A 13,172-nucleotide genomic window follows, 5' to 3' on the forward strand; every position below is an offset into this window, starting at 1 on the left:
AAATACAGAAGAAAAGAAAAACGAGCCCGGTCCAATGAAAGACCGGACCCGTACATGGATCATCCAATGCACCGGATAAGTATCCGTCAGCAAATGCTAACAGCCTGTCCGGCTAAGCACCTCAGATCAAATTATGCAAGCTCTGAGAAGTACTTGATTGTTCTTACCATCTGAGATGTGTAAGAATTCTCGTTATCATACCAAGATACTACCTGTACCTCATAGAGGTCATCAGCAACCTTGTTTACCATTGTCTGTGTAGCATCGAACAGAGAACCGAATCTCATACCAACGATATCAGATGAAACGATCTGATCCTCGTTGTAACCGAATGACTCGTTTGCTGCTGCCTTCATAGCTGCGTTGATACCCTCAACTGTGATATCAGAACCCTTACATACAGCTGTAAGAATTGTGGTAGAACCTGTAGGGGTAGGAACACGCTGTGCAGATCCGATGAGCTTTCCGTTCAGCTCTGGGATTACAAGACCGATAGCCTTTGCAGCACCTGTGCTGTTAGGAACGATGTTAACTGCTGCTGCACGGGATCTTCTGAGGTCACCCTTTCTCTGAGGACCATCAAGAGTCATCTGATCACCTGTGTAAGCATGGATTGTTACCATGATACCAGACTGGATAGCTGCGTACTTGTTAAGAGCGTCAGCCATAGGTGCAAGACAGTTTGTTGTACAAGAAGCTGCAGAAATGATGTTATCCTCAGCCTTAAGTGTCTCATGGTTTGTGTTGTAAACGATAGTAGGAAGATCATTTCCTGCAGGAGCAGAAATAACAACCTTACGAGCACCAGCGTTGATATGAGCCTGTGCTTTCTCCTTAGATGTGTAGAAACCTGAGCACTCAAGAACAACGTCTACACCAAGCTCGCCCCATGGGCAGTTGTTTGCATCAGGGAATGCATAGATCTTAATCTCCTTACCATCAACTGTGATGGAATCCTCTCCAGCTGAAACTGTGTCAGCCTTCTCATACTTACCCTGTGATGAATCATACTTTAACAGATGAGCAAGCATCTTTGGGCTTGTCAGATCGTTGATAGCTACTACTTCATAACCCTCTGCACCAAACATCTGTCTGAAAGCAAGACGTCCGATACGACCAAAACCGTTAATTGCAACTTTTACTGCCATTTTTAATTCCTCCTAAAATATAATTTATAATATACTGTCACTGCTGGCGCTGTGCAGTAATTAAGCATTTCTCATAACTGCCCGATTACCTCGCAGTCACAACCCACTCATTATTGTAGCGGACTTGTCCTAAAATTTCAAGCCTTTTTGGGATTTCTTTGGGATTTCATACAATTTTATCAGTTTCTTAAGGATTTTGCGGATTCCAGTATACAATATGCCCTGCCGCAAGTGATTCCTGCACCAGGATCGTGCGCTGGTTGGCAGAACCCTTAAAGATCAGTCCCAGATCCTTCTGTTCGATCTTAAACTCACCATCCACCAGCACATCCAGATAGGAAAGAAATTCTTTCGTCTCCTCCCATTCCGAGACCATCCTGCCAAGCACATCCTTCTCATAATCATATCCGGTAAAGCACCATACGGTCTTGTCCGGCAGCTTTTCCCTGATCTGGCGCAGCAACGGCAGAAGTCCCTGCTGGTTCACATGCTCCATCGGTTCTCCGCCAAGCAGCGTAATGCCCTTGATATAACCCGGACTTAACAGCTGCAGGATCTCATCGATCGTATCCTGTGTAAACGGCTTTCCAAACCCGAAATCCCATGTTTCTTTATTGAAGCATTCTTTGCAGTGATGGGTACAGCCACTGACAAACAAGGACACACGCACCCCCGGTCCGTTCGCCACATCACATCGTTTTATTTCTGCATAATTCATCTGATCGACTCCTTTTAAAATTGTTTTGACCCATATTCAAAATACTACTATAATCTATCTTATACGGCAGTGTCTGTATTCTGTAACACCGCTGCCATTCCACCTGTGAACGGAGGTATCCATATGAAGAAATCATCTGTAAAATATATTCTGTGTACCCTGCTTGTTGTGTGTCTGATCACCGCGGAAGGGATCGCACTCTACCGTCATCATCAGAAGGCTTCCCCGCAGACAGCCACACCAGTCACGACCTCCGGTCCGGGCAGCCGGACAGATGCATCAGAGACTCCCCTTCCGGAAACAACACCGGATCCGGATTCACCGGAGGGGAAAATCTACTATGCCTTTGAGCAGATCTTAAACGAACCGTCCTTTCAGGTGGATACCGACGCTACGATCAATCTGAAGGGCAGACTGATCAAGGGCAAACGTGTTCTCTCAGCGCACGCTCATGTGACCGGAGCCGATGACCGCGACAATCTGAAGCTTGATATGGCAACAAAAACAACCTCCCGCGGCAAAACAGAGAAAACACGTTCCACCTACCGTAACGGACTGTACTGCTCCGATAACGGCAAGGAGAAAACAAAAACCGAGCGTTCCCCGGAGGAGGTACTTTCCATGGTTACCTTTATCTCGGATATTATGCAGGATGCCTCCTCGCAGCTTGAAAATATGAAGATAACCACCGACGACAGCGATACGATTTATTCGTTTACACTGCCGGGCGAAACCGCGTCCTACTACTTCAGCCGGATCATCGAACAGGCTTCCATGAATACCGAGGAACTCAAAAATGTTACAGGCTCCGTGGACTCCCTGAAATTGAAATGCCGTCTGAACAAAAAAGGCGTTCTGACAGAACAATCTGCCAATGCTTCCGGGACGGTTTCCAAATCCATTTTTACCATTCCGGTCACACTGACAGAAACTACTTCTTTTATGATTCCATAACTATGATTCCGCAGAACGTTGCTGCGGGTGCAGGTCATTTGCTCCCTTTCCCTCACGGACACCGCGGATTACTCCCACCTGCTTTTACAGGTGAAGCGTTCTTGCGTTGATTTCCTTTGTCTTTCCGACATTCCAGAAATTCTCTCCAAGATATCCACAGGTACGTCTTGTAACGTTCATTTTATTCTTGTCCTTATTATGACACTGCGGACACTCCCACTCCAGATCATCGTTGATAATGATCTCTCCATCATATCCACAGACATGGCAGTAATCCGACTTTGTGTTAAACTCCGCATACTGGATATTATCATAGATAAACCGTACCACATCCTCGAGCGCTTCCAGATTATGGCGCATATTCGGAATCTCCACATAAGAGATCGCACCGCCGGAAGATATCTTCTGGAACTGGCTTTCAAAGCGGAACTTCTCGAATGCATCGATCTTCTCTCTGACATCCACATGATAAGAATTGGTGTAATAGCCCTTGTCGGTTACATCCGGAATCTCACCGAAGCGTTTCTTGTCAATCTCTGCAAAGCGATAACACAGACTCTCTGCCGGTGTTCCGTACAGTCCAAATCCAAGACCCGTCTCAAGCTTCCAGGTATCACATGCCAGACGAAGACGCTTCATCAGACGCAGTGCAAAATTCGTTCCCTTCGGGTCGGTATGGCTGACACCTGTCATAAGCTTTGTTACCTCGTACAATCCGATATATCCCAGAGAAATTGTGGAATAACCGTCATGCAGAAGCTTGTCGATCGGCTCCCCCTTCTTAAGGCGGGCGATCGCACCATACTGCCAGTGGATCGGGCTTACATTAGAAAGCGTTCCTTCCAGTGCATGATGACGACACATCAGAGCCTCGAAGCACAGTGCCAGACGTTCCTCTAACAGCGCCCAGAACTTCTCCTCATTTCCCTCTGCCAGAATACCGATCTGTGGCAGATTCAGGCTGACAACGCCTGATTGAAGCGTCCCTCAAACTTATAATTACCATTCTCATCCTTCCATGGTGTTAAAAAGCTCCGACAGCCATACAGGAGAATACATTTCCCTCATAGTTTTCACGCATCATCTTGGCAGAAACATAATCCGGATACATTCTCTTGGCACTGCACTTTACCGCAAGCCTGGTGAGGTAATCATACTTTCCGCCCTTTAAGCAATTATGCTCATCCAACACATAGATCAGCTTCGGGAATGCCGGTGTCACATAGACACCCTTCTCATTCTTAATGCCTTCGATACGCTGCTTTAAGATCTCCTCTATGATCATCGCATTCTCTTCGATATATGGATCATCCTTATCCAGATTCAGGAACAATGTGACAAACGGAGACTGTCCGTTTGTTGTCATCAGAGTGTTGATCTGGTACTGGATCGTCTGCACGCCGGAACGAAGCTCATCACGGAGCCGGTCATCAATAAAACGCTCTCTGACTTCATCGGAAATAATATCTCCGTACTTTTCTTTGTAGTGGCGCTCATATTTATCTCTGGTCTTACGCAGATACCTGCCTAAGTGGCGGATGTCAACAGACTGACCGCCGTACTGGCTACTGGCAACCGCGGAAATGATCTGTGTCATAACAGTACATGCAACCTGGAAGCTCTTCGGGCTCTCGATCAGCTTTCCGTTCATGACCGTTCCATTCTCAAGCATATCACCGATATTGATCAGACAGCAGTTAAAAATGCTCTGCAAATAATAATCCATATCATGGAAATGGATCACACCATCCTCATGCGCCTTAATGATCTTCTCCGGCAGGAGGACACGCTTGGTCAGATCCTTTGACACCTCACCGGCGATCAGGTCTCGCTGCGTAGACGCAATATATGCATTCTTGTTGGAGTTCTCCTCCATAACATCCTTATTGCTGTTCTTGATCAGGCTCATGATGGAATCGTCTGTGGTGTTGGCACGGCGAACCATTTCTCTGGTGTAGCGGTATATAATGTACTTTTTGGCAAGCTCATACTTACGCTCTGCCATAAGCTTCTGTTCGATCATATCCTGGATATCCTCCACCATAAGGTTATCCTTTCTTTTATTTTCAATACTGGCAACAATGGCATCGATCGTCTCCTCAGAAACCTGCTCATAGCGGTCTACCTCCACGTTTGCCTTCTGAATAGCGATCACGATCTTATTTCTGTCATAGTCAACAACTCTTCCGTCCCTTTTTGTTACTTTCATTGTCCCAAAACACCTCTTCTTTCTTCATTTTGTTCACCCCTGCCTGCGAGCTCCATACTCCTTCCTTTGCCCTCCAAGAATTGCTTCGCAATTCTCGTTGGCATCCCACCACGTTACGAGCATTTTCCTATATATTGAAAACAGTCCATTTCATCGTACCGAACGGACTTTTCGCAAGCGCGTCTATAGTCGATTATAGCAAACCCGTCGCCAAAAGTCCACAAGATATTGTATGTGTTTTTAAATATTTTTACCATATATAGTAGAAATGCCGATTTCACTAAGTCCTACGCGTGTAGACCGGAAATAAGCAGTCATTTTGTTGTTCAACTTCGTTTCCACAAAAAAGGATGCCGCACCTGATCGCTCAGATACGGCATCCCGTTATTTCAGAAAATCTACCTTCCGGTAATTATTTTACCTTCTTGTATACCTTCTTAATTTTCTTCTTGTTTGCTTTCTTGCTCTTACCTGTAACCTTAATTTTCTTCTTGCACTTCTTGAATGCAGTCTTGCTTACAGATTTCAGCTTTGCATTGCACTTGATGGTTGTAAGCTTCTTACATCCCATAAATGCCTTAGCAGGAATCTTCTTCATCTTCTTGTTAAGTTCTACGGTCTTGAGCTTCTTGCAGTTCATGAATACCTTAGAAGGAAGTGCCTTAACGTTTGTAGCCTTCTTAAAGCTGAACTTCTTAAGCTTAGCAGAGTTCTTGAAAGCACCGGACTTAACAGATGTGATCTTGTAAGTCATAACAGAAGCTGCGGTTGCAATTGCAGCCTTGCTTGTAACCTTAGCGGTTGCGCCAAGAGAAAGACTTGCTTTCTTCTTACCCTTCTTAGAAAGACCAACAACCTGAACAGTTCCCTTGGAAACCTTGTTGTCGCCGGAAAGAACAACTGCCTTTGTAACCTTATACTTGAAGTTACCCTGTGTGAAGGTCTTACCCTTCTTAACACCGATCGTCTTACTGTTGAAGTCAACACCGTTTACAGTGTACTCAATCTCGATAGAATTGGTTGGGAACGTCTTTAACTCGCTTCCTGATGGATATGCAGCATCCTTTGTTCCATCAGATGGAGCATAAGCATCTGCCAGCATGAACTGATAGTACTTGGAAGCATCGCCTTTGTTAGGAACAACCTTGTACTCCTTGATTACCTTGCCATCGATCTTAAGAACAGCGTCCTTAACGGATACACCCTTCATAGAAAGAGGAATATCGGTAGAAAGATATAACATGTTAAACTTCGTTGATGCAGAAGAAACCTTCTTCACATCGAGTCCGGTGATTGCAACTTTGTACTTCACACCGTTCTTCTCCATTGTAGCATCAGTGATAGATGTTACATTGATTGGATTGGTCTTGCCCTCATGGCTCCATGCTACCTGCTTGGTGTAATCATAATCCTTACACTTCAGACCTGTATCTGCATGCCATACATCACGGAAAAGCCAGTCATCTGTCTGGAATCCAAGATATGCCTTGTAAGTGCTTGAAGGAACAACTGCTACAGGAGTAGCTGTCTTTGCAGGAGCCGGAGCTTCTGCTACAACGTAGAACTTGAATGTAATCTTGTCACCCTTCTTTACAGGGATCTCATCCTTAATTGTATTAGCTGTTTCCTTCTCGACATCTGTTGCCCACTCGTTATTAACGGTAAGTCTTACATTGCCCTTTGCATCCTGCATAAGCTGTGATGTCCAAGAATATTCCTTAGCGGAAGCACCCTCACCAACGACAACCTTTGTTGCTTTGAGGTTGAAGTCCTTAGGCATAACACCTGTGCTTCCGTTGATGATGATAGGGAACCAGATCGCACCACTCTTGGTGATATCCGGCATATCACTTCTTGCTGTAACAGACAGTGCATACTCACCAGTCTTGGAGATGGTTGCACAAGAGCTGTCAGAAACAATGTAGTCCATTGTATTAGCATCGAAAAGAGCCTTACCGTCAGCACTCTTAGCTGCGGTAACCTTTGCCTTCATTGCCTCTGAACCAAATACAGCAGACTGGATCACCTTCTTGCCTGTAGTATCTGTAGGATCAATTCTGACATCAGGACCTGCAGAAGGTGTCAGTGCCTCAACTACGTTTGCGCTGAGTGCCATATCAAATGATGTGCTCAGTGGAACCTCAGGAGGTGCTGTCACTTCCGGAGCCTGTGTAGGAACAGGGGTAGCTGTTGGTGCAGCCGGAACATATGTCCAGTCAACACCCTGAATCTTGAAGGTAACCTCGATATCGAACTTACCGGTTGGAGCTGCAAGCTCAGTGTTCGGAGCGTTGTCCTTGATTGCCTGATACAGAGGATCCGGAGATGTCTTATCGTCCGGAGCATATCCGTTAGCGATCATGAACTTGTAGTTAGCGCCCTTCTTAAGATCGCCCTTTGCAGGAAGATCAACGTTTGTTGCGATCTCCTTGCCGTTTACCTTGATAGAAGATGCCTTCGCTGTAACTGCGCTGTTGACATCATCCTTTACGATGTTGGTAGCAATGTCAAGCATGTAGAAATTGCCGTCCTTGTCCTTACCAAGATCGAGATCCTTGATGGATACAGTGTACTCGCCATCTGCAGACATTACTGCATCAGATACGGTTGCACCCTCAACGAGCTCAGCCTTCTCAGCGGTAGACTCATCCAGAGTACCCTTCTTGTCACCCTTTGTGTACAGGGAAGGACCGTTACCGTTCTTGTAGATGTTCACACCATTGTAAGGCTGAACCTCCTTGCCGTTTGCCTGTAACCACTCATTGTACTTCGCATCAGCCTCAACCTGCTCGTAGCCGTCACGATAGTCATATGAGTTTGTCTGGAAACCAACCATAGCACCATATGTAACTACTGTTGCTGCAGGAGTGTTTCCAGTACCTGCTGCCCCATCTGCTGCACTTGCAGGAGCGATGTCAAGCCCGGAACCGAGCGAAACCATCATTGCTGCTGAAAGCACGAATGATAAGGCTTTCTTGAAACCTTTTCTCATGGTAATACCTCCTTTTGCTGCAATTTCGGACGGTCATGAGAAGAAACCTGTCCATACGCAGCGTATTATAAGCTATATTATAGCAAAACAATGGTCATTTGGCTATAACAAACCTCTCATTTTTTATAATAATTTTTCCACATAAAATACACAAATTATTTGCTCTTTCCTGTGTTTAGGCTCCTCTGTATTTCAAGGATTCATTATTGACATAATACCCGTTTTTCTCTACAATCGGAGAAAGGATAAAACTCTACAGAATAAGGCAGAAAACTGCCATGAAAGGTTGTATGAATATGGATCAGAATAAAATATTGGAATGTATGGAAGAGATCAAGGCGATCGCACAGTCACAACAGAACCGGATGACAAAGGAGGAGGTTCACCGCTATCTTTCCGATATGGAATTAAAGGAAGAACAGTTTGATGCTGTCTATCAGTATCTGGTCACCAACGGCATCACGATCACCGGCTTTCACCCTTCCCGGACAGAAGGTCCCGTGCTTTCTTCCACCGAGACAATGTACTCCGGCGAGCCGGAAGTTTCCACGGAGACAGACGGCAGCCAGCTGCAGGAAAACGCAGATGCTCCGCGCCGCATCTCCAAGGCAGAGCGCAATCTCGAACTTTACCGCAGAGAGGTTTCCGCACTCACTGCGCATAGCGGTGCCGAGCTTTCTGCTCTCTGGGACTGCTTTCTCTCCGGCGATACCTCAGCAAAGGACGCCCTTGTCCACGAACAGCTCGACAAGGTATTCCGCATTGCCAAAACTTATGAAAAGCGCGGCATTGCACTGGATGAGATGATCGCCGAGGGCAACATCGGTATCCTGATGGGACTGGAGCGTATTGGAAAGACTCCTTCTGACTTCCGTGTGGATCAGGCACCGGATCTGAAGCAGATCAATGCCGTGATCGAGGAAGAGATTCGTCTTGCCATCGAAAGCATGATTGATTCCGTCACGATTGCAAAGGACTGGGAGCACACGGTTCTTGCCAAGACAAATTTATTGCATGAGGCAGCCAAATACCTCGCCGAGGAAAACGGTCGTGCTGCCACCCCATGGGAGCTGGCAGAATATACCAAGATCCCTCTGGCAGAGATTCATGATATCATGGGATTATCGGAGGATGCCAAGAACATCTCCAAGACAAAATAAATTCTGAAAGGTACGGTATTCCTATGAATAAGAACATTTTCTCTCCTGAGACAATACTGCATAAAATCACCACTCCGCTTACGACCTGGTATCAGTTAAATGCCCGTTCACTTCCCTGGCGGACTCCTGCCGGCAGCTCGTCCCGACCGGATCCCTATCATATATGGATCTCCGAGATCATGCTGCAGCAGACCCGAGTGGAGGCAGTAAAGGACTATTATACACGCTTTTTAAAACGCCTGCCGGATGTTTCCTCTCTCGCAGGCGTTTCTCATGATGAGCTGATGAAGCTCTGGCAGGGGCTCGGCTATTACAGCCGCGCCAACAATCTGCAGCGTGCAGCGATACAGATCATGGAGGAATACGGCGGCAGCTTCCCGGAGCATTACGAGGAGATTCTGACGCTTCCGGGCATCGGAGAATATACAGCCGGTGCGATCGCCTCAATCGCATTCGGCGAAGCCGTTCCTGCGATTGACGGCAATGTATACCGTATCTACACAAGACTTTGCGGGGATGATTCCGACATCACTAAAACACCGTTTAAGAAGAAACTGCGCTCTCTCCTTTCCAATGCCGTCCCGGTCACAGAACCGGGCAGCTATAATCAGGCATGGATGGATCTTGGTGCCACTGTCTGCCTGCCAAACGGTGCTCCCCTGTGCAGCGAATGTCCTCTGAGGGAATTCTGCACTGCTTATAAGGAGGATTCCTGGTCACTCTACCCGGTGAAGCCGCCCAAAAAGGAACGAAAGATCGAAGATAAAACGATCATTCTTCTGGAATATCAGGGAACCTATCTGATTCAGAAAAGACCTCCGAAGGGACTCCTCGCCGGTCTGTGGGAATTTCCGTCCGAGGAGGGCTTTGTCTCACCGGAAAAACTGCAGGAGCTTCTTGCGCAGTGGGATACCGGTGCCGACAGCATCGAGCTTCTCGGCAGGGGAAAGCATATCTTTTCTCATATCGAATGGCATATGATCGGCTACCTGATCCACTTAAACCGTCTCCCTTCTGTCCCGCCCGCCAATGAGGGCGTCTGGATCAGCACACAAAAAATGCAGAAGGAATATAGCATTCCCTCTGCATTCCGGGCTTATTATTCTAAGATCACTTCAATGAAGTAAACTGCTTTATCACCTTATCAACCGCACTCTTGTCTGCCGTGAACTGCATTACGCCGTTTACACTGACACGGTAGGAATTCTTTCCATCGTAAGGAAGAATGATCATCTTCGTTGTTTTCTTCTCCTCACGGAATGTAAATTCCGCCACCGGCTTGTTACTCTTCACGGTAACCTTCTTATCGATATTACCGCCCGGTGCAAGATAACTGATCACGCTGTATGCCGTGTTGAAGGTATCACTGTCAACCTTCTTGCCACCGCTTGTGATCGTATAGGTGTATTCTGTCTCTGATTTCTTTTTCTTCTTGGAGACATCAAAGGTGTATTTCTTTCCATTGTAAGATAACTCTACCTGATCAAGCTTCTCTTTATCTCCCACATACAGACGCTGATATACATAATCAAGTGCATTGATATTAACCAGCGTACTGACCGTGGAAGCATCCATCAGATAAATACCATCCTCCCCTTTGACCTTCACATAATAGCTGCTCTGATCCTTCGTTTCTTTACCAAAGTAAAGGGTCAGCTTCTTCTTGGCTGTCTGAAAGCTTAAGGTGTATGCCGGCGCATCAAGTCCGTATTTCTTCTCAAGTGCAGCGTCCTTTTTGTAGGTCACGCCGGAGCCCAGATCCAGATTGGTATAGCTGCCAAACAGATTCTGGAGCTGATCCTTGTCACCGGCTACCGGCTGGGTATACGGCTGTTTGATCGACCATCCGTAAATATCCTTATACGGAGAGTTCTTCTCGTCATACTCTGCTTCAAAGCTCTTGCCTGTGGCAGATTCCAGCTTCAGATAACGGATCTCGTCTGCCTGTACACTCGGAAGCTCAGGCACCTTCATCAGCTCTCCCAGACTGTAATTAAAGCTGTCATACAGAGATGTGGAGATCAGATAAACCTTCTTCTCATCGCCGCCGCAGTATGCATATCTTCCGCCACCGGCTACGGATTCCATTCCCACATAGATCGTAGTATCCTTTCCATCGTTATCCGTCACCGTCACCGTCAGATCCGGTTTGTCCAGATTATACTCTGTCAGATCCCCGCAGCTTGTAGTAACTGTCTGTGTGGCAGCAACCCCTGTTGTCTCGTCTACCATATCAACAATACGATCCTGATTCAACGGATAATTCTTATCAGAGGATAGCTTCCAGGTCTTACCGTCCTTATCAAAGGTTAAGGATGCCTTCTCTCCCTTAAAATCCACTTTACAGATATCATCGGAGGAAAGCTGAAACAGCCCCTCTGTCTTTTCCTCTTCCGCCTTCTCTGCTTTCTCCTTTGATGCCTGATAGCGGGTCAGCGCATAATATCCAACACCTGCGGCAATCAGAACCAAACAGAGTACCACAAGCGTCACTGTCTGTCTCTTTTTTTTGCTCATGCTTTATTTTCTCCTCCTTGTAAACCAGATTCCGAAACCAGCCAGAAGCAGACCTGCCGGAACAAGAATGACCAGTACAATGGACCACATGATCGCACTTCCCGCACTCATTGTGATCGTTGAAGAAGACAGACTCTTTGCCTCGATCGAGGTTGCAGTCGTTCCATCCCCGGAATCTCCCAGCATACCGCTGATCACATTCTGCATCAGATCATCCTGCACTTCATTGGTTGCAATTACGGTCAGCTTTGTCGTTCCCTTATCTAAGGTTTCCTCAGCATATACGGCTGTTGCAAACGGACCGTCTACATCTCCCTTTTCCTTATCGGTATTCTGGGAGCTTGGATCCTTCTTTAACAGAGACTGCTTTGAAGTTGTCAGAAGATCCGTCAATGTCAGGTCACTTCGCAGAGAGGATTTCTTTGCTTCCTTAATACTTTGTGAAGAACCGATCACCACATAATCCTTGTCATCAAATTTAGACATTACATCGGCATCGGTATTGATCGTCGGTACAAGCCAGTTCAGATAATTCTCATAATGACCGGCACCCTCATAAATAATTCCTTTGTCGATGCTCATGCCATAATAGTCCAGGATCTCGTCAATGTTCGGCGTATCCTTTTCCACATAGCCCGGCATCAGAACTGCCGTGCCGCCCTTTTTCAGGTAATTAAGCATTACCGTTTTCTCACTGTCACGAAGATCGCTCTGCGGACCGTAATCGATCAGAAGAGAACAGTCATCCGGCACATTTTTCTGGGTAACAAGAGAAATCTCTTTCACTTCTACATTCATTTTCTCAAGTGCCTTGGAAAGGGAATCGCTGATACTCTTTTCATCGTGACCGGTCACCATATAGATCTTTTTCTTATCGGTAGAAAGAACATTCTGGATTGCTGATGTGATCTGTCCCTCGACATCCAGATACTCCTCGGAGCTTCCGGTACTATAATAGCTGTACTGGTCAGAATACAGCATATCACTGTTGGAGACATACTTGGCTGCTCCCGTCGTATTATCCACAACGATCACATCATTGTCGGAAACCGCATCGTCCACATACTTCTTGGAGAAGTTCGGATATACAACCGGATCCTTCTTTACGACCTTAATATTGTCAGAAACTTTGTTGTACTGCTTAATGACACGCTGGATATAATCCTGCTCACTGCCATTTGCCACCATATAGTAGATCGTAATATCATCCTTGACATCCTTCAAAACCTTCTGTGACTCTTTGGTCAGTGTAAATAAGCTGTCCGATGTCAGATCGGTCGAAAGATCCAGCTTATTAAATACCAGGTTCACGATCACAACCAGAGCGAGCACAATCACAGTGATCACCGAACTGTACGCACCTGATTTGAACTGACGGCTGGAAAAGGATTTTCTGATTCTTCCGGGCTTTTTATTCTGCGTCTTTTTTTCTTTATTTTCGCTCATCATTTACCTCATTTCCGCGCTGCTTTCT

Annotated in this window: 8 protein-coding genes and 1 pseudogene; 3 read left to right on the top strand and 6 right to left on the bottom strand. The window is 46.3% G+C overall.

What is annotated here, in order from left to right:
• Positions 1–131 precede the first annotated feature (131 nt).
• Both gap and nrdG read right to left on the bottom strand, forming a co-directional pair.
• Positions 132–1,148 carry a type I glyceraldehyde-3-phosphate dehydrogenase gene (gap, locus tag DXA20_RS09005; protein WP_022305792.1) on the bottom strand — a complete coding sequence of 339 codons (1,017 nt, stop codon included), beginning with the start codon at positions 1,146–1,148 and terminating at the stop codon, positions 132–134.
• A gap of 187 nt (positions 1,149–1,335) precedes the next feature.
• Positions 1,336–1,866, bottom strand: a complete 531-nt coding sequence (gene nrdG / locus DXA20_RS09010; protein WP_118560219.1) for an anaerobic ribonucleoside-triphosphate reductase activating protein — start codon at positions 1,864–1,866, stop codon at positions 1,336–1,338.
• A gap of 123 nt (positions 1,867–1,989) precedes the next feature.
• On the opposite strand from nrdG, the gene DXA20_RS09015 reads away from it, so the two are divergent.
• Positions 1,990–2,820, top strand: coding sequence for a hypothetical protein (locus DXA20_RS09015; RefSeq protein WP_118560221.1), 831 nt, complete (start codon positions 1,990–1,992; stop codon positions 2,818–2,820).
• An 84-nt stretch (positions 2,821–2,904) separates the two neighbouring features.
• Here DXA20_RS09015 and nrdD read toward each other — a convergent pair.
• Positions 2,905–5,029, bottom strand: a pseudogene (gene nrdD / locus DXA20_RS18400) (anaerobic ribonucleoside-triphosphate reductase).
• A gap of 412 nt (positions 5,030–5,441) precedes the next feature.
• A complete protein-coding gene (locus tag DXA20_RS09025) occupies positions 5,442–8,021 on the bottom strand; it encodes a leucine-rich repeat domain-containing protein (RefSeq protein WP_118560223.1) in 2,580 nt (859 codons plus the stop codon).
• Positions 8,022–8,317: 296 nt separating this feature from the next.
• Between DXA20_RS09025 and DXA20_RS09030 the strand changes: the two genes are divergently transcribed.
• Positions 8,318–9,181 carry an RNA polymerase sigma factor region1.1 domain-containing protein gene (locus DXA20_RS09030; protein ID WP_158577179.1) on the top strand — a complete coding sequence of 288 codons (864 nt, stop codon included), beginning with the start codon at positions 8,318–8,320 and terminating at the stop codon, positions 9,179–9,181.
• A 23-nt stretch (positions 9,182–9,204) separates the two neighbouring features.
• Positions 9,205–10,308, top strand: coding sequence for an A/G-specific adenine glycosylase (gene mutY / locus DXA20_RS09035; protein WP_118560227.1), 1,104 nt, complete (start codon positions 9,205–9,207; stop codon positions 10,306–10,308).
• Here mutY and DXA20_RS09040 read toward each other — a convergent pair.
• Both DXA20_RS09040 and DXA20_RS09045 read right to left on the bottom strand, forming a co-directional pair.
• The gene (locus DXA20_RS09040) at positions 10,292–11,698 is read right to left on the bottom strand and encodes a DUF4340 domain-containing protein (RefSeq protein WP_118560229.1); all 1,407 of its coding nucleotides are present in this window, start codon (positions 11,696–11,698) and stop codon (positions 10,292–10,294) included. The genes mutY and DXA20_RS09040 overlap by 17 nt on opposite strands.
• A 3-nt stretch (positions 11,699–11,701) precedes the next feature.
• Positions 11,702–13,144: a GldG family protein gene (locus tag DXA20_RS09045; RefSeq protein WP_158577180.1), complete on the bottom strand. Its 1,443-nt coding sequence runs from the start codon at positions 13,142–13,144 to the stop codon at positions 11,702–11,704.
• Between the last annotated feature and the right edge of the window lie 28 nt (positions 13,145–13,172).

It is taken from the genome of Roseburia sp. AM59-24XD, assembly GCF_003478445.1.
Classification (GTDB): domain Bacteria; phylum Bacillota; class Clostridia; order Lachnospirales; family Lachnospiraceae; genus Jutongia.

Bases quoted from the DNA above. Each gene is read 5' to 3' on its own strand.
- mutY (WP_118560227.1), top strand. From the start codon at position 9,205: ATGAATAAGAACATTTTCTCTCCTGAGACAATACTGCATAAAATCACC.
- gap (WP_022305792.1), bottom strand. From the start codon at position 1,148: ATGGCAGTAAAAGTTGCAATTAACGGTTTTGGTCGTATCGGACGTCTT.
- nrdG (WP_118560219.1), bottom strand. From the start codon at position 1,866: ATGAATTATGCAGAAATAAAACGATGTGATGTGGCGAACGGACCGGGG.
- DXA20_RS09045 (WP_158577180.1), bottom strand. From the start codon at position 13,144: ATGAGCGAAAATAAAGAAAAAAAGACGCAGAATAAAAAGCCCGGAAGA.
- DXA20_RS09030 (WP_158577179.1), top strand. From the start codon at position 8,318: ATGGATCAGAATAAAATATTGGAATGTATGGAAGAGATCAAGGCGATC.
- DXA20_RS09015 (WP_118560221.1), top strand. From the start codon at position 1,990: ATGAAGAAATCATCTGTAAAATATATTCTGTGTACCCTGCTTGTTGTG.
- DXA20_RS09025 (WP_118560223.1), bottom strand. From the start codon at position 8,021: ATGAGAAAAGGTTTCAAGAAAGCCTTATCATTCGTGCTTTCAGCAGCA.
- DXA20_RS09040 (WP_118560229.1), bottom strand. From the start codon at position 11,698: ATGAGCAAAAAAAAGAGACAGACAGTGACGCTTGTGGTACTCTGTTTG.